This is a genomic window from Vagococcus salmoninarum, assembly GCF_003987495.1.
In the GTDB taxonomy this organism is placed as follows: Bacteria; Bacillota; Bacilli; order Lactobacillales; family Vagococcaceae; genus Vagococcus_D; species Vagococcus_D salmoninarum.
Genome location: NZ_NGJU01000021.1, coordinates 23,387 through 48,297, shown reverse-complemented (window position 1 = coordinate 48,297; position 24,911 = coordinate 23,387). Strand labels below are relative to the sequence as shown.

Annotated in this window: 21 protein-coding genes; 1 reads left to right on the top strand and 20 read right to left on the bottom strand. The window is 37.9% G+C overall.

Annotated elements, in window-relative coordinates; all coding sequences use genetic code 11:
* Positions 1-17: 17 nt before the first annotated feature.
* Both uvrC and CBF35_RS12515 read right to left on the bottom strand, forming a co-directional pair.
* Positions 18-1,802, bottom strand: a complete 1,785-nt coding sequence (gene uvrC / locus CBF35_RS12520; RefSeq protein ID WP_126781717.1) for an excinuclease ABC subunit UvrC — start codon at positions 1,800-1,802, stop codon at positions 18-20.
* Between the two features lie 117 nt (positions 1,803-1,919).
* Positions 1,920-2,852: a hypothetical protein gene (locus CBF35_RS12515; protein WP_126781715.1), complete on the bottom strand. Its 933-nt coding sequence runs from the start codon at positions 2,850-2,852 to the stop codon at positions 1,920-1,922.
* A gap of 168 nt (positions 2,853-3,020) precedes the next feature.
* Here CBF35_RS12515 and CBF35_RS12510 point away from each other — a divergent pair, with 168 nt between their 5' ends.
* On the top strand, positions 3,021-3,668 hold the full coding sequence (locus CBF35_RS12510; RefSeq protein WP_126781714.1) for a prepilin peptidase: 648 nt from the start codon (positions 3,021-3,023) through the stop codon (positions 3,666-3,668).
* Between the two features lie 77 nt (positions 3,669-3,745).
* Here CBF35_RS12510 and CBF35_RS12505 read toward each other — a convergent pair whose 3' ends face one another.
* The 18 genes from CBF35_RS12505 to CBF35_RS12420 all read right to left on the bottom strand — a co-directional run bounded on the left by CBF35_RS12505 (position 3,746) and on the right by CBF35_RS12420 (position 24,824).
* Positions 3,746-4,213, bottom strand: coding sequence for a PTS sugar transporter subunit IIA (locus CBF35_RS12505; protein WP_126781712.1), 468 nt, complete (start codon positions 4,211-4,213; stop codon positions 3,746-3,748).
* A gap of 12 nt (positions 4,214-4,225) precedes the next feature.
* On the bottom strand, positions 4,226-5,788 hold the full coding sequence (locus tag CBF35_RS12500) for a PTS transporter subunit EIIC (RefSeq protein ID WP_126781710.1): 1,563 nt from the start codon (positions 5,786-5,788) through the stop codon (positions 4,226-4,228).
* A 108-nt stretch (positions 5,789-5,896) separates the two neighbouring features.
* On the bottom strand, positions 5,897-7,231 hold the full coding sequence (locus CBF35_RS12495; RefSeq protein WP_244922600.1) for a 6-phospho-alpha-glucosidase: 1,335 nt from the start codon (positions 7,229-7,231) through the stop codon (positions 5,897-5,899).
* A gap of 169 nt (positions 7,232-7,400) precedes the next feature.
* The gene (locus CBF35_RS12490) at positions 7,401-8,135 is read right to left on the bottom strand and encodes a MurR/RpiR family transcriptional regulator (RefSeq protein WP_170174801.1); all 735 of its coding nucleotides are present in this window, start codon (positions 8,133-8,135) and stop codon (positions 7,401-7,403) included.
* Between the two features lie 124 nt (positions 8,136-8,259).
* On the bottom strand, positions 8,260-9,594 hold the full coding sequence (locus tag CBF35_RS12485; RefSeq protein ID WP_126781704.1) for a C40 family peptidase: 1,335 nt from the start codon (positions 9,592-9,594) through the stop codon (positions 8,260-8,262).
* A gap of 143 nt (positions 9,595-9,737) precedes the next feature.
* Entirely contained in the window at positions 9,738-10,244 is a 507-nt protein-coding gene (gene mreD, locus CBF35_RS12480) for a rod shape-determining protein MreD (protein ID WP_170174800.1), read from the bottom strand.
* A 1-nt stretch (position 10,245) separates the two neighbouring features.
* Positions 10,246-11,109 (bottom strand): rod shape-determining protein MreC, encoded by an 864-nt coding sequence (mreC, locus tag CBF35_RS12475; protein WP_126781692.1) that lies wholly within the window; start codon positions 11,107-11,109, stop codon positions 10,246-10,248.
* 250 nt (positions 11,110-11,359) lie between these two features.
* On the bottom strand, positions 11,360-13,942 hold the full coding sequence (gene adhE, locus CBF35_RS12470) for a bifunctional acetaldehyde-CoA/alcohol dehydrogenase (RefSeq protein ID WP_126781690.1): 2,583 nt from the start codon (positions 13,940-13,942) through the stop codon (positions 11,360-11,362).
* Between the two features lie 220 nt (positions 13,943-14,162).
* Entirely contained in the window at positions 14,163-14,447 is a 285-nt protein-coding gene (locus CBF35_RS12465) for a post-transcriptional regulator (RefSeq protein ID WP_126781688.1), read from the bottom strand.
* 89 nt (positions 14,448-14,536) lie between these two features.
* Positions 14,537-14,893, bottom strand: coding sequence for a preprotein translocase subunit YajC (yajC, locus tag CBF35_RS12460; protein WP_126781686.1), 357 nt, complete (start codon positions 14,891-14,893; stop codon positions 14,537-14,539).
* Positions 14,894-14,978: 85 nt separating this feature from the next.
* Positions 14,979-16,124 (bottom strand): tRNA guanosine(34) transglycosylase Tgt, encoded by a 1,146-nt coding sequence (gene tgt / locus CBF35_RS12455; protein ID WP_126781684.1) that lies wholly within the window; start codon positions 16,122-16,124, stop codon positions 14,979-14,981.
* Positions 16,125-16,728: 604 nt separating this feature from the next.
* On the bottom strand, positions 16,729-17,763 hold the full coding sequence (gene queA / locus CBF35_RS12450) for a tRNA preQ1(34) S-adenosylmethionine ribosyltransferase-isomerase QueA (RefSeq protein WP_126781682.1): 1,035 nt from the start codon (positions 17,761-17,763) through the stop codon (positions 16,729-16,731).
* Between the two features lie 188 nt (positions 17,764-17,951).
* Entirely contained in the window at positions 17,952-18,959 is a 1,008-nt protein-coding gene (gene ruvB / locus CBF35_RS12445; protein WP_126781680.1) for a Holliday junction branch migration DNA helicase RuvB, read from the bottom strand.
* Between the two features lie 14 nt (positions 18,960-18,973).
* Entirely contained in the window at positions 18,974-19,591 is a 618-nt protein-coding gene (gene ruvA, locus CBF35_RS12440; RefSeq protein WP_126781678.1) for a Holliday junction branch migration protein RuvA, read from the bottom strand.
* A gap of 119 nt (positions 19,592-19,710) precedes the next feature.
* Positions 19,711-20,298 carry a hypothetical protein gene (locus tag CBF35_RS12435; protein ID WP_126781676.1) on the bottom strand — a complete coding sequence of 196 codons (588 nt, stop codon included), beginning with the start codon at positions 20,296-20,298 and terminating at the stop codon, positions 19,711-19,713.
* A 110-nt stretch (positions 20,299-20,408) separates the two neighbouring features.
* Positions 20,409-20,837 carry a peptide-methionine (R)-S-oxide reductase MsrB gene (gene msrB / locus CBF35_RS12430; RefSeq protein ID WP_126781674.1) on the bottom strand — a complete coding sequence of 143 codons (429 nt, stop codon included), beginning with the start codon at positions 20,835-20,837 and terminating at the stop codon, positions 20,409-20,411.
* 358 nt (positions 20,838-21,195) lie between these two features.
* The gene (locus CBF35_RS12425) at positions 21,196-21,750 is read right to left on the bottom strand and encodes a Maf family protein (protein ID WP_126781672.1); all 555 of its coding nucleotides are present in this window, start codon (positions 21,748-21,750) and stop codon (positions 21,196-21,198) included.
* A 155-nt stretch (positions 21,751-21,905) separates the two neighbouring features.
* On the bottom strand, positions 21,906-24,824 hold the full coding sequence (locus tag CBF35_RS12420) for an isopeptide-forming domain-containing fimbrial protein (RefSeq protein WP_126781670.1): 2,919 nt from the start codon (positions 24,822-24,824) through the stop codon (positions 21,906-21,908).
* Positions 24,825-24,911: the final 87 nt, after the last annotated feature.

The window sequence follows — 24,911 nt, the reverse complement described above, 5'->3', positions numbered from 1 at the left end:
GGTTTTTTTCGTTATTTTTACTTAGAAGCCTCATTTAGAAAGTGATTTCGGACATTAACTGCCACATTTTTAGGCATGCCGACTTCCTCTAATTTCTCAACTGAGGCTTCTTGAATATTTTTTAATGACTTAAATTCTTTTAAGAGCTGTTTCTTTCGTTTTGGACCTAACCCTTCAATCCCATCTAACCGGGAAGAAAAACTATTTTTACTTCTTAACTGACGGTGGAAAGTAATCGCAAAACGGTGAACCTCATCTTGAATTCGTTGCAATAAAAAGAATTCTGGGGAATTCCGTTTTAAAGGAATGACTGCTAAGTCTTGACCAAAAAGGAGTTCACTTGTTTTATGTTTGTCATTTTTTGCTAAGCCAGCAACTGGAATGTTTAAGCCTAGTTGGTTTTCCAAGACATTTTTTGCTACATCGACTTGGCCTTTACCACCATCAATCACAATCAAGTCTGGGAAAACTAAGCCTTCTTTAAGGACTCGTGAATAACGGCGATAGATAACTTCTGCCATTGAAGCATAGTCATCCGGGCCTTTGACTGTTTTTATTTTATATTTACGATAGTCATTTTTATGAGGCTTACCATCAACAAAAACCACCATGGCAGACACCGGATCCGTTCCCATAATATTCGAGTTATCAAAGGCTTCAATCCGAATAGGTGTAGGAATTCCCATGACTTCTCCTAATTTTTCAACCGCCCCGATCGTCCGAGCTTCTTTTTGCTCAATTAAACTAAATTTCTCAGTTAGGGAGACTTTAGCATTTTTATTCGCTAATTCAACTAGTTTACGCTTCTCTCCTCGTTGCGGTTTAAAGACTTTTGTTTTAACGACGGCTTCAACACTTTCTAAATCAATCTCATTAGGAATAAAGACTTCTTTTGGTACAAAGTTATGATTCTCTAAGTAAAACTGACCAATAAACGTCAAAAAGTCTTCCGGTCCTTCATTGTAAAATGGAAAAATCGAGACTTCCCGCTCAATTATTTTGCCTTGACGCACAAAAAAGACTTGAACACACATCCATCCTTTATCAATGGCATACCCAAACACATCTCGATCAATAAAGTCGGGATTAGTCATTTTTTGGCGAGTCATTACCGTTTCAATCGAACTAATTTGATCACGATACTCACCGGCTTTTTCAAACTCTAAACTTTCAGCTGCTAGATTCATTTTTACTAATAAGTCTTCTTGGATTTGAGTGTAGCCACCATTTAAAAATTGTTTGATTTCTTCAACCATTTCTTGATAGACTTGAGGATCTACTTCAAAGACACTTGGACAGAGACACTGACCTAAATGATAGTATAAACAAGGTTTTTTTGAGCTTAAACTACATTTTCTTAAAGGATACAAGCGATCCAATAAACGCTTAGTTTCATTCGCTGCCTTAACATCTGGATAGGGACCAAAATAATGGGCCTTATCTTTTTTGACTTGGCGAGCAATTTGTAAACGAGGATACTTCTCATTAGTAATTTTGATAAAGGGATAGCTTTTATCGTCTTTCAACATAATATTGTAGCGAGGATTATTTTTTTGAATTAAATTAATTTCCAACAATAAGGCTTCGATATTTGATTCCGTTACGATGTATTCAAAGTCTGCAATTTCACTGACTAATCGTTCAGTTTTCCGATCATGACTGCCACTAAAATAAGACCGTACACGATTTTTTAAGATTTTAGCTTTACCAACATAGATGATTGTTCCATTTTTATCTTTCATTAAGTAGCAACCTGGCTGGTCTGGTAGTAGGGCTAACTTATTTTTAATACTCTCGTTCATTATTGATTCGCCCTCCTTTTCCTCATCAATTATACCATTTTATTAACCCTTTAGCTTATTTCTGAATTACCCTAAAATAAAGAGACACTTCAGCTGAAATGCCTCTTTTAATTATTTTTATTTAGTTGAGTCAGTTGTTTCCGACGATTCTTCTTCGTAAGTTTCAATCGTTTCTTCAGTAACACTTGTACGAGCGTTCTTCTCTTTTTCTTTTTGGTCTTTTTCAACTTGATCAGCTTTTTCAGCTGATGTTAATTGTTCCGAGCTACTTTGACTTGTTTTAGTCGGTGCTTTCGGCTTGTCTTTCCCTGTGGCATGTTCTTCTTCGACTTGATTCATCGCGTCATTAACCGCTTCGGTTACAGCAGCGCTCATTTGTTTAGCGTACTCTTCTGTGTCGGTGACCCCAACCATAAACGCTAATAATAAAGTAGCTGTTTCTTCTTTTTGACTTTCTTCTGAAAGTTGCCATTTCTTTTTGACTTTTTTCAGGGTCAAACTGCCTTTAGTCGGCTTACTAATTAGTTCCGCTTCCGCCATTGATTCACTCAATAACTCAATGGTCAAGTCCCCTAGTTTAACATTATTTTTAACTAAGTCCCCGTCTGCAAGCATTTTAACGACTAGCTTGTCCATTGTTTTTTTATAAATTTTCTGAAAATCTAAACCGGTAATTTCAAATTCAACTATCTCTGTTTTATTTTTTTTATTATAGGTGACTTTTTTTACGTCATAATATGTTTCTGAGTTAACTTTTTCGAGCCAAACTTTTAAAAAGTTTTCCGTTTGTTTAGAAGAAATGACGCCTCCAAATTCATTAAAACTCGTCACTAAATCTTTCGTCAAATCTAAACGCTGATTTTGCATTTCTGTTTCTAGACCGATGCCTTCGACAAAATTTTTACTAAAGCGTGGGTCTTTTTCTTCATATATAAGACGGTTTACGAATAATATCCCCGCACTCTCTGGCGGTAAGGCTTTTTTACAGCCGGTAATTATAAAAATGATCGCCAGGAGCATTAGACCTAGCTTATATTTATTAGTTTTCATTTGATTACACCAGCTTTCTAAATTCTCTCTTGCCTTATCATTAATAATTATACCATTAATAAACAACAATTTTCCATTCATTTAATTATCACTAAATTTTGAAAGAATTTCAAGTAGTTTCCTAATTTCTTCGTATCTTACTACTAAATAATTAAGGAGGAACAGACTTTGTTAATCCCATTTATACTAGGAAGTATTTTCGGCTCTTTCTTAGCTCTTCTTAGCCAACGACTGGCACTTAAGCAATCAGCGATCACTCCAAGATCCCACTGCCAAAAGTGTCAGACTCAACTAGCTTGGTGGCAGCTGATACCCATTATTAGTTTTATTATCCTTAAAGGCCGTTGTCATCATTGTCAGACCAAACTGCCTACTTATCTCCTTGTAATGGAAGCTCTTGTGGGGTTGCTAGCCCTTGCCTTAAAGGTTTTTGACTTGTGGCAAGTCAGCTTACTGCCCCTCTTGTTAATCATCTTAAGTGGGCTTCTTTTAAGCATTACTGACTTAATTGATTTGATTGTTGAGCCGCGAATTTTTTACTTCTTTACCTTAACTATTACTTTAACTATTTGGCTACTACCAACTCCTTTCACCTTCCATTTAAGCTCAGCTTTAGCAGTCTATCTTAGTTTAGAGCTACTAAGTATTTTACTACCTAACAGCTTAGGAGGTGGTGATTTAAAATTACTCACTAGCTGGTCCCTCTTTCTAGGCTGGGAGGCTGTGACAGTGATTATTTGCTTGGCTAGTAGCTTTGCTTTGTGTTACGCCATTCTTCGGAAACTACTCCTAAACTGCCCTTTGTGCCTTTTTTAACCCTTGCCCTAATTCTCTATTTCTTTTTTAACTTATTATAAAAAGGCTTCTCATAAAGAGAAGCCTTTTTACACTGTTTATATTTTTCCGATACTTTCTTTAGCAGTTACAATTATATTTTCTGCTATTTTAAGCTTATGATTAGCTTCTAGATTAGTGTAAACAACAATTACGTCAGTGATTTTTCCACATTTGGCTAATTCAGAAAAGTTTACTTTTGCCAAAAGTGTTTCCTTAGTCACAAAGTCTCCGGCCGAGACTAAAATATCAAACCCTTTGCCTTTCAATTCTACAGTATCTAACCCAATATGAATGAGGATTTCTTTTCCATCCTTGGCTAATAGGCTAATGGCGTGTTTAGTTGGGAAAACACTTACTATTTGCCCTTCTGGACAAGGAGCATATATAGCCTCTTCTGTAGGTTCAATCGCAAAGCCTTCCCCTAGCATTTTTTCAGAAAAAACATCATCTTGCACCATTTCTAACTTTTTTAGTTTGCCAGATACTGGAGCTGATATTACCATTTTTTTGCCGAATTTAAACATCTCATTCACTTCCTATTCTAACCCTAAATATTCGCGCATTTCAGTCTTATATACTGCCGCTTGGTTACCATAAATAATTTGAACACCGTTTTGAACCTTCACAATGCCATTAGCCTTTAATTGGTCAGTAAAGTGATCTTTATCAAAAATGTTATCAGGGTCTTTCAACGTTAACCGTAACCGCGTAAAACAAGCATCAACTTTTTCAATATTGTCTTTGCCACCAACCGCTAAGATGATTGCTGGAATTAACTCATTAGAACTAATTTGATTACTCATCGACTCTTCATTAACGTCTCTTAACTCACGACCAGGGGTTTTTAAATCCCATTTATTTATCGCAAATTTGAAAGAGAAGTAATAGGCTGCAAAGTAAACAACTCCTATTGGTAATAACCATAACCAATTCGACCCTTTATCAGCATTTAAAATACCGTTGAAGATAAATGATAAGAACGGCCCACCAAAAGTTGAAGAGCCAGAAACATTAAACTGGACGATATAAGCTATGTAATACGCTAAACCTGAGAAAACAGCATGGATACCGAATAAGGCGGGGGCCACAAATAAGAAACTGTATTCAAGTGGTTCACTAATCCCCATTAGAGCACAAGGGATCGTTGCTGCTATCATTAATGAGGCAGTTTTTTTACGATTTTCTGGTAGTGCTGATTTATAAATTGCTAAGGCTGCACCAGGTAAGCCACACATTGCAAAAATGACTTTACCATTCATTAAGAAACGACTCACACTAATATCAAACATCGCTCCTGGGGTATTTAAAATACTATTGTAAATATTCACTGCCCCTTCAACAACATCTCCGCCAATCTCCATCACACCACCTAAGGAAGTGAAAAAGAAAGGCAAGTAGATAAAGTGATGTAAGCCAAACGGCAATAATAAACGTTCTGCTAAGCCATAAAAGAAAGCGCCAAATGAACCTGTTCTAATAATTAATTCCGAAGACTGATTTAAAACTTGTTGAATCGGTGGAAAAATAAAAGCTAACCCAATTCCGACAACACTTGCCACTAAGATCGTAATCGCAGGAATGAAGCGAGTACCGTTAAATAATGAAAAAACCGGTGGTAGCTGAATTTTATAATATTTATTATGCAAGAAACTGACAACTAAACCAATAATAATTCCGCCGAAAACTCCTGTGTCTAAGGTTAGAATACCTAAGACTGACCTTTGACCAGTTAATAAGTTTTCAGGATTGATGACACCATTTAAAACTAAAAAGCTACCCATGATAGCGTTCATTGTCATATACCCTAAGAAACCTGACAAGGCAGCCGTCCCTTTTTCTGATTTAGCAAAACCATAGGCAATCGAAATTGCAAAAATTACTGGGATATGATTATTGACAACATTACCTGCTTCTTTCATTAGTTGAAATAAATAATTGAAAAATGTATTTCCTAAAAAAGGCGCTAGTTCGATTATTTTAGGATTAGTAAAGGCACTGCCAATTCCAACTAAGATTCCTGAGATTGGCAAGATTAAGACTGGGGCCATTAAAACTTTTCCTAACTTCTGAAAAGATGCTAACATTTTTTCTTTCTTCATTTTGTTCCTCCTATACCATTGATTAAATCGGTTACATTTTGATTAGAGCGTCTTTGTTCTTTAGTGGAAAATAGAAAAGCAGTCACTGCTTTTCTATTCCCAAAGAAACTATTTTAATTCTGGCCAATAATCTTGATTAGCTGCGATTAAACTATCTAAAATTTTACGGGCTTTTTTTGCATCGCCAACAGTTCGGTTAAGGGTTAATGCTTGTAAGGCTTTAGTGTAAGATTTTTCTAAGTATGCTTCGCAAGTTAATTTTTCATAAGCGTGTTGCCCTTCAATCAGCCCTTTGTAGAACGTGCCAATTTCTCCAACTGCATAAGGCGCCGGGCCATTAGCACCTAATGAGGCTGCTACTTCAATCATGACGTCATCGGATAAATTGGAAACAATGCCATTATTTGGCACAATCACAATAAATGTCTTTCTCAAATTACCATAAATAGAAGCTGCCACTTCAACAATCATGTCGCCATGAGCATCGTTATGGACAATATGAGAATCTTTCGCAGTCCCAACTTTTGCAATTCGACGACACTCTTCAAACACACGCTTCTCACGACCATTCATAACTTCATTAGCACGAGTGTGTTCTGGGTCTAATTGACCTAATTTGTATTCAGGGTATAAATAATATTGTAAATAAGTATTTGGCAAGTAATCAGGAAAATCATGAAGCATGTCTTCGACCATTGCATAGGTGTCAAGCCATGACTGATCTCGCTGCTCGGCATCTACTGGTAAAAAACCATTTTTCAGAGTATAATCACGAATCTCTGGCAACAAATCAATCCCTTTGTCATCATAGATATGAGTAAACCAGCCGAAGTGATTTAAACCAAAGTAAGTTGGCTCAAATGTATTATAGTCTCGGTTAATCAGACGTCCAAATGAACGTAATAAATTGACTGGTTGGTCGCAAATATTTAAAATTTTATGATCATTTGGAAAGACTTTATTTAAGGCGTAAGCTACTATAGCCGCAGGGTTTGTATAGTTCAAAATCCATGCCTCTGGGCTTAGTTCACGAACGTCATTGACTAATTCAATCATGTCACGAATCGACCGTAAGCCGTAAGCAAAACCTCCTGGACCACATGTTTCCTGGCCAATAATTCCCATTGCTAAAGGTAACTTTTCATCTTTCTCACGCATCGGATAACCGCCTGTTCGCATTTGACAAAACACAAAGTCAACATCCGTAAAGGCTTCCTTTTTATCTGTCGTATAACTAAATTCAATCTCTGGTGTTTCTTCCGTAAATAAGATTTTTCCGAATTCACCAATAACTGCTTGCCGTTCTTCATCAATATCATACAAAGTTATTTTATTAAAAGGAAAAATATCTTGGTGCTTTGTTAATGCTTTTAAAATACCAGGTGACCAAGTTGAACCGCCACCTACGATTACAATATTATTTTTTTTCGTCAAAACTACCACTCCTCAATTAGTTGATAATCATATTATAGGCTCAGACTTTCTGCAACTCAATGGTTCTAGCCTAAGTTAGGTAGCGGTTACATCCTTTATTTTTAAACACATTTGCGTGTTATAAAACACAAGACAGACAATCATAAGAAACCCCTCCTTACGACTGCCTGCCTTAATTTTATTGACTCCTATTGATATACGCTTCGAACAACCGATCAAAGAGATAAGTGAAAGATAAACGACTTGTCACATCCATCCCGTCAACATAAATCGGTGTATCAAAGGTATATAGCGCCACATCTGCTAATTTGGCAATACTATTTTGAGATAAGCTGGTTAAAGAGACAACTTTCCCTTGGCGATGTTTAGCTATGATTGTTGCATCTAGAGGTGTCTTAGTCTCACCACTCAGGCTCACAACAAAAATCAAATCTTTTTCGGTGACATTTTTAGCTCGTTGTTGCATCACATGAGGTTCATGATAAGAGGAACTAACTTTACCGATGATCCGTAAACGTTCATTGAATTCTTCGCATGGGTATTTTGAAAGACCACAAGAAAAGAAAAAGACATTTTCTGCTTCATCTAGTAACTTCGTAATTTGGCTTAAACTGTCATTAGTTAGCAGTTGTTTTGTTTTAATAATCTGCTCGTCTAATGGTGTTGATGCTATGACATTTTTGTGTCCCTGAATAGTTAATAGTAAACTGGTTTTTAATTCTGAATACCCTTGAAATTCTAATTTTTTGGCTAATCTCACTAAAGTATTTGGTGATAAAAATAAATTGTCAGCCACTTCTTTTAACGTCTTTTCTCTTATTGTCTCGACATTTTCAATTAAATAAGCCAGTGACTTACTTTCTTGTTGGTTTAATTTAGTTTGATTTTTTTTTAGATGTTGATAAAAGTCCACGATTAAAACACCGCCCTTGAAAGCATTTTGCTCAATTATAGCACAATCCACAAGTAAGCTTAGCTAAAATTTCAAATAAAAAAAAGCGAACTCCGAAGAGTTCGCTTAATAGTTTAAAGTTAAATTAGTTTACACGGACAGCAAAGCTTGGTGTAAAGTATTGGATTGATCCGTAGCCAACATTTTGACCTGGTTGTGGGGCATGGAAAAAGCTTCCACCGCCAGTTGCAATGGCAACATGATAAGTTGCGCCAGCTGGTCCCCAGAAATATAAATCTCCTGGTTGAGCTTCTGACACAGAAATTCTTGTTCCTTCAGCTTCTTGGGCAACTGTATTTCGACCCATTGGTCTACCAATTGCTGCAAAGGCTGCTTGGACTAAACCAGAACAGTCAAAGGCATCAGGACCTGTTGCTCCCCAAACATATGGTTTACCTTCGTATTGAAGTGCTGCAGCAATCACATTTGAATAACCTGGTGCTGGTGCTGGTTTTTCAGGCTGTTGAACTGGTGGCGCTGGTGGTGGCGTTACATTGCCATTACCAGAGTTACTATTGCCATTATTTGAATTATTGTTGCCTGAATTGTTGTTACCTGAGTTATTCGTATTACCTGTGTTAGTGTTACCAGTTGTTGAGTTATTTGTTGAATTTGTAGTTGTATTTTGCGTTTCTTCAATTGAAGCTTCAGGTTCTGCTTGCACTTGTGCTTGCTCAGCTTCTTCAGCCGCTTTCGCTTGTTCTCTTGCTAATTCAACTAAACGGGCTTGTTCAGCACGAGCTGCTTCCGCTTCTTCTTTTTCTTTTACGAAAGTAGACTTTTTACCTTTTTCAGTTTCTTTTTCAGCAGCAATTTCGCTAACTAAGGCTTGTTGGTATAATTGTTGATCGACTAATTCACCTTTTTGAGCTTCTAATTCTGCCGCATTGGCATTGATTGCTTCGGCTTTTTCTTCTGTTTTAACTTTTTTAGTTTCAACTTCTTTTTTATCTGACTCTTGTTGTTTCATCAAGTCGTTACTTGCTGAAACTAAACGAGTCGCTGCAAAAACGCGGCTTAAGGCAGTTGAAACTGATTCTGCTGATAAAACAGCATCGATATAGCTAGTTGCTTGTCCATCAACTTGGACTGAACGGGCTTGTTCTTTGATCGTTTCATCACGTTTTTCAATTCGTTGGTTTAAACCAGCGATTTCTTCTCCAAGTGTTGTTACCGCTTGGTTTAATTTAGCTTGTTCAGCTAATAATGCTTCAGCTTTCTCTTGAATATTAGCAATATTCGCTGAAACTGCTGCTAATTGTTCTGAAGCTGCTGCTTCTTGAGAGCTTAATTCGTTAATTTTTTTGTCTGACTGTTGAATTTTAGTATCGTAGTCGTCTGCAAGTGCCACCGCTGGTAATGCTAACGTTCCTAAGACAATTGTGCTTACCATTAAAGCAGATATAATGCGTTTCTTCACTGTTCATTCCCCCGACTATTTTTCTTTATTTTATATAAATTTTGAGTTTTCTTTCTCGTCAATAGATGAATTGTATCATAACAACATGTCAACAAGATAATAGCTATGTTACAAAAACATTTCATTGGTAAAAGACTGTTATTTTATAACTTGGCGATTTTTTTGATTGGATAAGCTAGTAACGTATAGAACAAACCGTTCAGGATCATCGTTGGTCCGAGATTTCGAGTGATAAATCCGAGGAAATCACTGTTGATCAATCCGAATACCCCTTGTAATAAGTAAGCGCTACTATCCATAATTGTTATAAAGATAACTAAACTTAGTAAGATTGAGATAAAAGACGGTCGAACATACTCAAAGACCACATAAATCAATAAAACTGTTAAAGGTAAAGAAACCATATTAATGCCGATAATACTATAATAGTAAACATCAAATAAGATCCCGATACTAATTGATAAGATGACCATGTATTTCCGTTCAAAATATAAACTGCCTAGAATCAAGCCAATTAACAACAAGTGACTATTTAAAAATAGCTGATTGTTAGTTACTCCTCGAAGTATATTACTAATTTGGCCGTCTAGTAACATTAAGACAATTAAAATCACTGGCAATAAAACTGACATAACTGAACGTTTTTCCATTTTATTCATCACTTCCTAGCAAGCGTTTAACAACTGTTACGACGGAAATGTCATACATTGAAGAAACTGGTGTGACGTAGACTTCTTTATCTAAACCAAAACTCGTTTCTTTAATTTTTTTGACTTCTCCTACAACTAAACCTTTTGGCGAACCGCCGCCTAGACCTGATGTACTGACTAAGTCACCGACTTTAATGTTAGTTAATGATGTTAGCTGACTGACGATAAAGGCTTCTTCTTCGTCGTCGTATTTTTCCATTAACCCGTAGATAGACTCCCCTTCTTTTGGTGAGACCATCACTGGGAAGTGGTTGGAATTTTGGTTAGTTGACGTTAACAATTCAACTTTAGCTGAGGTTTCATTAGACAAAATCACACGGCCAATTAAGCCTTTACTACCAAGGACTGGCATCTCCGCTTCAACACCGTCACGTTTACCTTTGTTAATAATTAAAATATCTTGCCAAGTATCAGGGGAGCGGGTAATCACACTGCCACTAATCGTGTCATAGCTTGATAATGTTTCCGTTAAATTCAGCTGCTCTTTTAATTCTTTGTTTTCTTTTTCATAGGTTTTATTTTGGCTTTCAATCGCTGCGTATTCATCTAAGCGTTTTTTCAAGCGATCATTTTCTTCGTAAGTATTGAATAAATTACTGATCGACTGGACGCTGCCTTCAACGGCTCGCATTGGAAAAGACAAAATATTATCTAAGGTCGCTGTTAAATCATTAGTTACTGATTGGACAACGCCGACTTCTTTCGTTTCATCACGTTTCATAGAGCTATAGCTCACTAAAAAGACCACGATAATTACTAAAATAATCGCGATAATAATATTTTTACTAGAATTGAATTTCTTCACTGTTCCACCTCATGGTACTTTCTTCTGACTATTGCATACGATAGGAACTATTTTACCATTAAATCAGAGCTTTTTCTATAAGGGATTCTCCTTTCACCGAGAATCAACTAAATCTTAAGTTAATTTTATGAACTCTCTTGGAATAGCCTACTGATTCTTTTAATTATTGACTTTTCGAAAGGTTTATTGCCTTTGAGATGATAAAAAACCTACTAGCTGGGGAGCTAGTAGGCCAAAATATGGGGTAGTACTATTTTCCATTGTAAGCTTGAACAATGATTGCTTTTAGCTCACTAATTAATGGTTGTTTTGGATTTGCTGTCGTACATTGGTCAGTGTAAGCTAATTCAGCTAAACGATCAGCTGTACTATCTAATTGAGCTTTCGTCACGCCTTGAGCTTTAAAGCTCATGTCGATACCAACACGTTCACCTAAGTTAGCAACTTCAACAGCTAACGCTTCAACTAATTCAGCCGTTGTATTACCTTTCAAGCCTAGGAAACGAGCGATGTCAGCGTAATCTTCGTCAGCGTGGAAGCTTTCATATTTCGCAAACATAGCATGTTTAGAAGGGTCTTTCGCATTGTAACGAATCACGTGTGGTAAAAGAATCGCATTCGTACGACCGTGTGGAATATGGTATTCCGCACCACATTTGTGAGCGATTGAGTGATTAATTCCTAAGAAAGCATTAGCAAAGGCCATTCCAGCTAAAGCTGAAGCATTATGCATTCTTTCACGGTTGTCTTCATTTGGTGCATCACATGACGCTTCTAAGTTAGCAAAAACTAATTTGATTGCTTGTAAACTTAAACCACGAGTGTAATCTGAAGCCATAACTGACACATATGATTCTAAAGCATGAGTTAAGACATCCATCCCCGTATCAGCTGTCACTGACTTTGGAACTGACATCACAAATTGTGGGTCAATGATTGCCACATCTGGTGTTAAGGCGTAGTCAGCTAATGGGTATTTAACCCCTGTTTCGCTATCGGTAATAACTGCGAATGGTGTGACTTCTGAACCAGTTCCTGAAGTTGTTGGAATACAGACGAACTGAGTTTTTTCAGCTTTTTCAATTTTGTAAGTCCGTTTACGAATGTCTAAGAATTTTTGTTTCGCTCCAAAGAATTCTGTTTCTGGGTGTTCAAAGAACATCCACATACCTTTGGCAGCATCCATTGCTGATCCACCACCTAAAGCGATGATTGTATCAGGATTGAATTCGACCATTCTTTCAGTTCCTTTATAAACTGTGTTTGTTGACGGATCAGGTTCAACATCAGAGAAAACTTCGATTTGAACTTTGTTTTTACGTTTTCTTAAAGTTTCCATAACTAAGTCAGCATAACCGAATTTAACCATGCCAGCATCACAGACTAAGAAAATCCGTTCAACATCTTCCATTGTTTCTAAATATTGTAATGAATTTTTTTCAAAGTACATTTTTTTAGGTAGTTTAAACCATTGCATATTATTTCTCCGTTTCGCGACTGTTTTAACGTTAATTAAGTTAATAGCTGAGACGTTTTTAGAGACTGAGTTTTTACCGTAAGAGCCACAACCTAATGTTAACGATGGGACTAATTCATTGTAGATATCACCGATTCCGCCTTCTGCAGCTGGTGTGTTAACAAGAATACGACACGCTTTCATCTTCATACCAAATTTCAATTGTAAGTCTTCGTCTTCAGAGTGAATGACTGCTGTATGACCTAAACCAAACTCTAACATTTTTTCACATAATTCAAAGGCGTGATCACGATTGTTAGCTTTGATCATTGCTAAGACTGGTGATAATTTTTCTAATGATAATGGGTAATCAATGCCAGCACCTTCAAGTTCAGCAACTAAAATTTTAGTGCCAACTGGTACTTTGATACCAGCTTGTTTAGCAATCGCTTCAGCTGAGTTACCAACGATGGCTGGACGAACAGCTGTTTTAGCATCATTCATAACGGCTGCTTCTAATTTGCTTAATTCAGCTGGTTTCACGAAGTACACTTGGTGAGCTTCGAATTCAGCTTTAACTTCTTTGTAGATTTCTTGATCAACGATGACACCTTGTTCAGAAGCACAAATCATGCCGTTATCAAAAGTTTTTGAAACGATTAAATCGTTAACAGCACGTTTGATTTTTGCTGATTTTTCAATGTAGGCTGGTGTGTTACCTGGGCCAACACCTAAAGCTGGTTTACCAGTTGAGTAAGCTGATTTAACCATGGCACCACCACCAGTTGCTAAGACAATTGCTACTCCTGGGTGATTCATTAAACCACTTGTTGCATCTAATGATGGGTGTTCAATCCATTGAATACAGTTAGCCGGTGCGCCAGCTTTAACTGCTGCATCTAAAATAATTTGCGCTGCCGCTGCTGATGATTTTTGCGCACTTGGGTGGAAAGCAAAAATAATTGGGTTACGTGTTTTAATTGAAATCATCGCTTTAAAAATTGTTGTTGATGTTGGGTTCGTTGTTGGTGTTACTCCACAAACGACGCCAACTGGTGTTGCGATTTCAACGATGCCTTTTTGATCGTCACGGTTAATGACACCAACTGTTTTATTATCTTTAATGTTGTTCCAAATTGATTCTGAAGCATACATGTTTTTAATTGCTTTGTCTTCATAAATCCCGCGACCAGTTTCTTCAACGGCTAATTTTGCTAAAGGCATGTGAGCGTCTAATGCTGCCATTGCCATTTGATGAACAATATGATCCACTTGCTCTTGATTAAAATCTTCCATTGCAACTAGGGCTTCATTCCCCTTTGTCACTAACTCATCGATCATACTTTGAACATCTACTGTTTCTTTTTTGGCTACCATATGTAAATCCTCCTATGAAAATTTTCTTTTGTTACACTTTTCACAATTAATCATACTATAGATCTTTTTGTTTGTAAATAGTTTTCTGTGATATTTTTCACAATTATTCAGATAATGATATTAACAGCTATTTATCAAGTTTATTTGACTATATTTTGATAAACAAAAAAAGCCTTAAAACTCAGGCTCCTCTAGTTTGTATTGTGAATTAGGTAACTTTCTATAAGAGATCTTCCATATTTTCCCAATCAAACAAATTTGGTGCTTTTGTTTGAGCTTTAATTCGTTGATAATCGAAAAACTCATTAAAAGTAACGACGGAAATATCTTTGATCTTTTCATTGATAGTCAGACTTTCTAAACGGGGCCAGCGATAATCTAGTAAATACCCCCAAAGATCTGTCTCTTTAACCGTTTTATAGCCATTTTCATGAAAAGATTTACATTTTTGTTTTACTTTGCGATTTAATTTTAATTTCTCCCGCCAATTAAACTCTTCTCTCATAGTAAGTACCTGTCCATGTATTTTTATTTGCTAATTCTTAGAATAAAAAGAGCTGCGACATCAGTCGGCAGCTTCTTCATCTGTTAATGTTATTTGTCTTCAGTTGTTTCTTCTGTTACTTCTTCAACGATTTCCGCTGGTTCAACAATTGTTTCAGTTACAACTGTTTCAGTAACTGCTTCAGCTGTTGGCACAACAGTTGAGATTGCTGTTCTATTAAACTCTAAGAAAATACCTTCACAATCTAATGTCACAGTACTCTTCTCTGTGTTAATCTCAGAAATCACACCATGTAAGCCACCAATAGTTACAACTTTACTACCAACATCCATACTATTTAATAAGTCTTGACGTTGTTTTTGTTGTTTCTTTTGTGATCTTGACATGAAAAACATCATTCCACCAATAATAATTAATGGAAATAAAAAGCTAATTCCTCCACCCATTTATCTTTCACCTCATTTTTTTTTAATGTCTCTCTAACACTCTATCAAAGTTTAACTTAAACTACTAGTATTTTTATTTATTTCTCTAGAAATTCTTAGCATTTTTGTCATTAAAGCCATATTCTTCAAAGAAGGCTTGGCGGAACTCTAACAAATTGTCATCCATAATTGATTGACGAACTTGTTTCATGACGTTTAATAGGAAGTAAAGATTATGGTAAGAAGTTAATCTAATACCAAATGTCTCATTACATTTAATTAAGTGACGAATATAAGCACGAGTGTAATTTTTACAAGTGTAACATTGACATTTTTCATCAATTGGTCGGAAATCTTCTGCATATTGGGCATTTTTAATAACGAGACGACCTTTACTCGTCATACATGTGCCATTACGAGCAATTCGCGTTGGTAAGACACAGTCAAACATATCCACGCCATTGATCGCTCCATCAATCAGTGAATCGGCAGTTCCGACACCCATTAAGTAGCGAGGTTTGTTCTCAGGAATTAAGGGATTCAAGTATTGTAAGACTTCGTTCATCTCAGCTTTCGTTTCACCTACAGACAAGCCACCAATTGAGTAGCCTGGGAAATCTAAACTAATTAAGTCTTTGGCACTTTGTTCCCGTAAGTCTTTAAAGCCTGCTCCTTGAATAATACCAAACAAGCCTTGACGGTCTGGATTGGCATGAGCATTCAAGCCCCGCTCAGCCCAGCGAGTCGTCCGTTCAATTGAACGCTTCACATAGTCGTGACTTTCGTAAAATGGGGCACATTCATCAAAACTCATCATAATGTCTGGCCCTAGTTTGTTTTGAATTTGAATGGCTTTTTCTGGTGATAGGAACATTTTTGAACCATTAATATGGTTTTTAAAATTAACCCCTTCTTCAGAAATATTCCGCATGTCAGCCAATGACCACACTTGGAAACCACCTGAGTCTGTTAAAATTCCTTGATCCCAGTTCATAAATTTGTGAAGACCACCGGCTTTTTCAACTAAATCTTCGCCGGGGCGTAACCACAAGTGATAAGTGTTGCTTAAAATAATCCCAGCACCCATTTCTTTTAGTTCTTCTGGGGCCATTGTTTTGACAGTTGCTAAAGTTCCTACTGGCATAAACATTGGTGTTGGGAAGGTCCCATGAGGCGTAATAATTTCTCCTAAGCGGGCGCCTGTGTGTTTTTCTTTTTTAATTAATCGATAACGAATGGCTGGTTCTGTCATTTCGTCGGCCTACTTTCTATCTGCATTCTTTATTAGATACCTAAAATATCATACTCTTACTTTGGGTTTTTAGCAAGTTTTTACGGTCTAAAACAGCTTGCAATAGCTATCTATTTGAAGCTTTTAGACCTTTTTCATTTTTTTAGAGCTTATTCTTTGCAAACGTTTCCTTTTCATGGTTTAATAAGAGTATAAGAAAGGAACCCAAACAGAAAATAAAAGAATTTCTCGAAAACTGTTACACGAAGTAAAAAAGGTAAACAATAATATGATTAGTTGTACAAGATTCACCAACTGTAAGTTAAGCTTGTAAAGTAGTTAAGTAACACTTTATTAAATCAATACGTGTTTTAAGCATACGCAACCCAAAAGAACACCATTAAGATCTAAACGTAAAGAAATTGCAAAACGAACAGATGTAAGATTGTAGTTAACAATGTTGAAGTTGTATAAGAAACTGTGTTTTGTTTAACGAAAAAGAAATTCACTTTACTTTACATGAGTCACTAATGCAAAAGTAGTCACACATTTATTTTCTGTTTCCTTTCGAAAGCAACAAAAGAGCCAAGCTCCTCGAGAAGCTTGGCTCTTTTTTTTGTCTTTTTTATTTAACAAACATGGCATCGCCAAAACTGAAGAAACGATAACGTTCTTCAATGGCATGATGATAAGCCGCTAAAGTGTAGTCTCGGGTAGCAAAGGCACTGACTAACATGACTAACGTTGACTTAGGTAAGTGAAAGTTAGTCGAGAAAGCATCGACTATTTTGAACTGGTAACCAGGGGTAATAAAGATATCTGTCCAGCCACTGTCAGCTTGAATCTCACCAGCAAACTTAGTGCCGATGGTTTCTAACGTTCTAATCGAGGTCGTTCCTACAGCCACAATCCGCCCACCTTGGGCTTTAACTTGCTGCAGTTTTTCAGCTGCAGCTGGTGTTAACTTGTAAAATTCGCTATGCATTTGGTGTTCAGCTATATTATCGACACTAACTGGCCGGAAAGTGCCTAATCCTACATGCAGTGTTAAATAAACGAGTTCAACCCCTTTAGCAGCAATTTTATCTAAAAGCTCTTTCGTAAAATGTAAGCCTGCTGTTGGAGCTGCCGCCGAGCCATTTTCTTCGGCATAAACAGTTTGATAACGCTCTGGATCTTCTAAACGTTCTTTGATATAAGGTGGTAGAGGCATCTCCCCTAGAGATTCAATAATTTCTAAGAAGACTCCCTCGTATTTAAATTCAATAATTCGACCACCATGTTCAATTTCTTCCATGACTTCGGCTTGCAAACGGCCGTCACCAAAAGAAATCAAGGTGCCTTTTTTAGCCCGTTTGGCTGGTTTAATTAAGGTTTCCCACTTATTTCCTTCGATATTAGTTAACAATAAGACTTCCACATGGCCCCCAGTTTCAGGTTTTTCACCATAAAGACGGGCTGGTAGCACTCGGGTATTATTCAAAACTAAGGCGTCACCTGGGTTCAATTCATCTAAGATGTCAGAAAAATGACCATCTGTCAGCTTGCCAGTCTCTTTATCTAATGTTAATAGTTTAGATGTTTCACGATTTGCTAGAGGGGTTTGGGCAATCAGTTCTTCTGGTAAATCAAAATCAAAATCTTCAGTACTTAATGTCATTATTCGTCACTCTTTCTCAGTAGATTCTTCTTGTGATAGTTTAGCACTTTTTTTTATTTTGCGCTATCAAATGGACACAATAAAAAAACAGGCTTAACAAAAGTCCTCTATATCCAAGTAATTTGACTTTTGACGCCCGTTTTTCTAAAAACCCCTTGCTCCAACTCATCTTTGGAGAACGAGTTTTTTTATTGATTGTGATAAACATAGCCTAAGTGTTCATAAGCCAAAGGTGTTGCCATTCGTCCCCGTGACGTCCGTTTAATAAAACCTTTTTGGATTAAATAAGGTTCATACATATCTTCCACCGTTTCAGTCTCTTCGCTAATATTCACTGCTAAAGTACTTAAACCAATCGGTCCCCCTTGATACAACTCGATCATTGTTTTCAAGATTTTTTGGTCAACGTAATCTAAACCAGCGTGATCAACTTGTAACATTTTTAAGGCTTGATCAGCAATCTCTCGATTGACGACACCATCACTTTCGACTTGTGCGTAATCACGGACCCGTTTTAACAAGCGGTTAGCAATCCGCGGTGTGCCACGAGAGCGACGGGCTATTTCAAAAGCTCCCTCTTCGATAATTTCAGTATCAAAAATATCGGCTGTCCGTTTGACGATTTCTTTCAAATCAGCGTCTTCATAATATTCCATATGAGAGACGATCCCAAAACGATCCCGCAGAGGGGCTGAAAGCATCCCGGCTCGAGTTGTGGCACCGACTAAGGTAAATGGCGGTAAAGTAAAGTGAACGGGGTGTGAGGCGCTGCCTTGACCAACCATAATATCGACATAAAAATCTTCCATGGCGGAATAAAGCATCTCTTCGGCAATTCGTGGCATCCGGTGAATTTCATCGATAAATAAGACATCCCCTGGTTCTAATTCGTTGAGGATCGCCACTAAGTCACCAGGCCGTTCAATCGCTGGCCCACTGGTCGTCCGAACTTGGACATCTAACTCATTAGCAATTACCATGGCTAACGTCGTCTTACCTAGACCGGGGGGCCCATATAATAAGACGTGATCCAAGGCTTCCGAGCGACTTTTAGCCGCTTGAATATAAATAGCTAGTTCTTTTTTGACTTTACTTTGACCGATGTATTGAGCAAGGTATTGTGGGCGAAGTGATTTCTCGAAGCCTTCTTCGCTAATGTTCGCTTCTCCTGCAACTAGTCGTTCTTCTTCTGTCATGTCACTTCAACTCCTTATTTCTTCATCAATAATTTCAAGCCATGACGTAAGTATTCGTCAGTCGTCGTCGCCTTGACTGCTTCTAGTTCTTTAGTGATGCGTTTTAATTCACGCTCGCTATAACCAAGGGCTTTTAAGGCTTCTAAGGCTTCTTCTAAGACAACATTAGTGCCGAGAGCGGCCATTTCTGCTGGCGCAAAGAGGCCTTCTTCAACGACATCAGTAATGACCAGTTCCCCTAGTTTACCTTTAAGGTCGAGAATCATCTGTTGGGCAGTCTTTTTACCGACACCTGGAAACTTCGTTAAATATTTAAAATCTTCTGACTCAATGGCCTTAACTAAACCGGCATGGTCCTCACCAGCCATAATCGCCAAACCACTTTTCGGTCCAATCCCAGAAACACTAATTAACTTAATAAACAATAATTTTTCTTCTAACGTCGTAAAGCCATATAAGGTAATGGCATCTTCTCGCACCGCTTGGTATAAGTAAATAATACTTTCTGAGCCTTCTGCGGCGGCATAGCGAAAAGGATTCGCCACAGCGATCTGATAGCCAATGCCTTGATTTTCCATAACGACATAATAAGGACTCACAAAAGTGATCGTCCCGCGGATATATTCGTACACTACTTTTCCCCTCCATTTAAACAGCACATGTGTTCCCTTTAGATTGTAACACAAATTCAGAGCTGATTAAATTCAAAACTTGGGCTTTTCAGTAAAAGTTAGGCGCCTTGAACTCCCTCTTAACTACCCGGTAGCTCCGTGATTTCAGGAACTTCTGAGGTTTTTTCGAAAAATTCTTGACCATCACTTAAGGCAATGTCTACTCCGTTAGCAACAACGGTTAACTTTTGGTCTGCCTTAATGTTAATTACTAAGGTGTCGCGGACGAGTTGATTGCCGATCCGCTCACCACCAAAGGCATCTGACTCATCTCTGACACCAACAGCTGTAATACTTTGCCCATCTGCTGAAAATTGATAGCTGACTTCTTTTTTATTAGGTGGCACAACATGGCCATTGTATAAGGCATAAAATTGAAACACACCTTCGTCTATGACTAAATGATAGCCTTCTTGACCGGGAATATTTAATTGCCAATTGCCAACTAAGCCTTGAATTGTTTTAGGGGCTCCTTGGCTGTCACTGTTTGCTGATGATTCCTCATTCGTCACACTGTCACTTGGTTGAGAACTCGTTGGCTCTTCTGTCATTTGACTAACTTCTGGCTGAGGATCAGCTTGACGAGCCAATTGATTTTTTTGATAGAAGGCAACCATCACTAGTAAACTTAATACTAGGCTTAAGCTTATTAAGACTAATTTTTTCATACTTGACCTTTCTAGTTACTCGTAACAATTGAATAACTTCCTCTTCATGAGGTGACTTATTGTAAAAAAAACAAAGGGGCTATGACTTTTAGTCACAGCCTCTGGACTATTTAATTGAATAGTTCGATGTATTGTTCGTAACCTGCTGACGCTAATTCTCCTAGAGGAATAAATTTCAACGCTGCGCCGTTAATGCAATAGCGTAAACCACCAGCAGCTTCTGGTCCATCTGGAAAAACATGACCTAGATGAGAGTCGCCTTGTTGGCTACGGACTTCTGTGCGCTCACGACTTAAACTGCGATCCGCTAATTCTTGTAGCGTGGCGATTGGCTTAGTGAATGAAGGCCACCCACAGCCCGCATCGTATTTATCTAAAGATGAAAATAAGGCTTCGCCACTGACGATATCAACATAAATCCCTTGGGAAAACTGCTTATCGTATTCACTACTAAAAGGTTGCTCGGTACCATTTTCTTGAGTCACTTGATACTGGACTGGCGTTAACTTTTGACGTAATTCGGCTTTTGATAATTTCACTTCCAACACCTCTTTATTTTAGTTAGTCTGAGTATACCATCTCCACTAACATTATCCTTAAGATTTGCTCTTTCAGCTCAAAAAAAGGGAGGTGTGGCAAAAGTCGTTTAAATACAAGTACTTCGTTGTCCCTTATTTCTAAATGCTAAAGCATTAAGAATAACGGCAGCACTTAGAGATTAATGTGAGCGAAACAGAGTGTAGTCGGATTTATTGAAATTATCGTGCCTTCAAAGCTTTGCGCTTCAGCGCTTAGCATTTGTTGAGAACGAAGTTATTTGACTTTTGGAACCCGTCTATCAAATAACGTTCGTCAAAAAAAGGGCGCCGATGACTAATGTCACGGCACCTTTCAACATCATTTGAATTTCGCTAACATTCGTTTGACTTGGGCAACTGGGAAACCAACGATTGCAAAATAATCACCAGTAATTTTTTCCACTAGCAATGATCCTTGACCTTGGATACCATAGGCCCCTGCTTTATCTAAATGCTCACCTGTGGCCAGATATTCATTGATTTCTTCATCCGTTAAATCGAAGAAAGTCACTTCTGCTGAAACAACTTGTTGCTCAATTTGGTTCGGATTCATCATGTAGACACTTGTGTGAACTAAGTGACTGCTGCCACTTAACTTCCGTAACATGGCGAAAGCTTCGGCATCACTTGCTGGTTTACCTAGAATTTCATTACCAACTGCCACAATCGTATCACTGCCTATGACTAAGTTATCTGGGTTTCTCTTACAAATTAATTGGGCTTTTTTTTGGGCCATGTCTAAGACATACTCTTCAGGACTGACTTCCCCAACGACGCTTTCATCGATTTCCGCTGGCATCGTTTGAAATTTTTTAACAATCTTACCTAACAATTCTTTTCTCCGAGGAGACTGGGACGCTAAGATAATTGCCATGTTTGTAGCCTTCTTTCTTTATTTCTTATTTTAAGTCCGTTACGACTAATTATTTACTTTAACTTCGTAACTATATTCCTATCTTTTAAGAAAATAAAGGTTTTTTAATTAATTTGTGAAAAACTTAATTTAACCACCACCGACATGAGCTTTTCTTATTCAATCGTGTCCCGTAAAGTCCAACGAATGACCCCTTCGTAACTCCCTGTCGTTTTAGGTACGTGATCCGCTTCAAGTTGCAGTTTCAATCCGTCAGCTAAGGCCCCTTTCTGCCAACTATCAGAAACATTGTACAAATACTCTGCGGAAGTGCCATTATTTGTATAAATGATTTTAGGTGTGCCATCTAATGTTTGTCGCTCTTTTTTATAAATATATTTTAAAGCCCCTACTTGGACGTCTTCCCCATTTGTCATCTCTTTTTCGATTTGAGCAGTGATTTCCCAGTCACTTCGGCTTTTACGAGTGTCCTCAACTAGTAGCGGTGTTGCAATGTTAGTTTTATCTACTCCGACTTGTTTTTGAAAATCAGTAATCGAGACTTTCCCGAAATCAACTACTGTTGGTGCCGACTCTAAGACTAATTGCCCTGCCACAGTTCCACCGGGATTATTGACTGCTGCTTCATTTTTCAAAAGTTTTTCTTGTGACGTCTGCCCACTAATTTTAGCCCTATTCGTAATTATCTCATCGACGGCTTCTCTTGTAACGACTGTCGAAAACTCAATAATTACTTCATCTTGAGGGTGTAGCTCTCCAATCAAATAACTTAACTTACCTGCACTGAAAAGAAAGTCCTCCGCCGGAATGGTTGTGCCATTTTTAGTCGCTGTCAGACTAGTCTGCTCAAATACTAAACCACTAGGTAATTGATCTTCAAACAAACTGTCCCTTAAAACTTTATCTGAATCCCTTGGATCATTATTTTTCAGAGTGATTTTATACGTTAAAATTGAACCTACTTGAGTGATTTCTTTTTGTTGACTATCTAACGTGTTAGATTTAACTGTCTTAGTAATTTGCGGTTGAGAAACAATGTCGTCTTTGACTTTAAATGATGGGGCTGCGGGAAAGACGGCTTCACGATAACTTAATTCTTTCAACGGATTAAGATTTCCTAGATCGTTATTAGTTGTGGGAGCAGCAGGATTTAAGTCAGTTGGGGCTTTGCCGGCATTGTCTTCTAAATAAATAGTAATTAGCTCGCCAGCTTTAAAATACTCCGGTAACTGGTAACGCCAATTTCCTCCTTGATCGACTTTAATGTTTCCTGGTTGTTTTTGATTGTTAACATGAATATAGACAGTTGCAAATGGTTCCGCTAATTCTCCGACTAATTCCTTCGTTGAGGTTTTGATTGTTGGAACTGTTAATTTTGCAGGTAAAGGCGGCGTAATATCGACAACTGGTCGAGATTCTGCGACCTCACCAGCTAAGCCAGAGCGAAAGGCTTGCCCGAATAATTTAGTCGCTGCTACGTAAAAATCAGGAAGCTGATAACTAATATAACCCCCTTCTTCGGTTTTTAATTTCTGCTCCGGAAACGTTCCAAGGCTATCATTGACGATGACTTCAACTTGATCTTTCGTGGCGTACATCGGCATAAACGCTAAATTGCCATTCTCATCTAAACCGGCATTATCTGGCACCATGCCTAAACGGACGCGCGCTATCTTTGTTAAGTTTTTATCAGCATCAGTGACTTGGCGCTCCCACAAAAAGGTTGGCTCAGTATTTAGTCCCATAATTCGGCGCACTTGACCATTAACGCTATTGTATTCTTTTTCTAATAACTGGGTGCTACTTTGAGCCAAGTTATTAGCGTTGACGCCAAAACTGGCTACCATGTTATGAGAAAAATCAGCGCTGCCTGTGACATTGCTAGCATTTTTCCACATATCGACATTACTCGTTAATAATTCAATCCGGTTGCTACCACTAACGTTCAAAGCTCGATTATTATTGTTATTTCTAATATCAAATTGCTTCGGCGTATCAATTCTTAACGTATTATTTGTCCCATTCGTCCAATCAATCATCCCACTTGTGCCTGATTTACCAATAACAAATAGTGATGATCCAGGTTCAAAAATCATTTGGGCATTCGTTGGGTTAGCGGGATTATCTTCTTGGGAAATCCCGGAATCCCCTCCAGTTGTACTTCTAGCTAAAATACTAGATTGAGAATTCAAACTTGTTAAAGTGACGACAGAGCCTTTTTTAGCTGTGAATTTTTTATTCGTGCCACCAAACTGAACTGCACTTCCGGGAACAGTTGCGGTAAACTCCGCATTTTCACCGATGATAATTTCCTTATAAGCCCGGTAGACGGCTGGATAAGTCACTCCTGTGCCAGTGTTCCGTAATTTAACAGAAGTATTCGGTGCTAACTCAAATTTGCCATCTCCTGAATCCCCGGCTTTTATTGACGAACGAAACCAGATAGCCGAAAAGTTCTCTCGCGTAATTTCCCCATAATACTCTGTCCCTTCTTCAAAATACATGCCACCAGTATAGAAATTTTCTCCTAAAGTGCTTAAGTTTAGCTTGCCATAGACATTAACTTGGCCACGGGTCACTCGCCCTAAACGGACCGTCCGCCCTTTCGGTACTTGTAAGTTACCGATCTCAAATGTCCAATTCCGAGCTGATGAACCAGTGTAAGATTCATCCTCTACAAAGCCACCTCGGGCACCAGTAATCGCGCCATTATTTTCAACAATTATATCATGGAGTTTAAAGAGACCTTTCCCTGTACTTTCTGTGGGATTATCTACCCGTAATGAGCGACTTTGTAAATTTAAACGATAACCGTAGTCACTAGCTCCTGCTTCACCAGTTATTTCAATATTGGTCGTGCGATTTTTTAAGCCAGTCGTTCCTGATCCATATAAAATATCATTTTTCAAAACAATCTTAGTTGTATTTGAGTTGTTCCAAGCCGCGGAAAACTCAGCTGGGGTACTGACTTCTTCAACATTCGCAGAGACTTTTTCTCCTTGTAATAGTAGCCCACCCAAAAAAAACAAGACTAACACTAGCCACCGATTCTTCACTTTGTATTTTTTACTCATTTTCACTTCACCAGTTCTTTCTTTTTTAGATTCTTTTTTGAACGGTATTCCCTCGTTCTTTCGCCCCTTAAAGCTTCAGTCAATTCC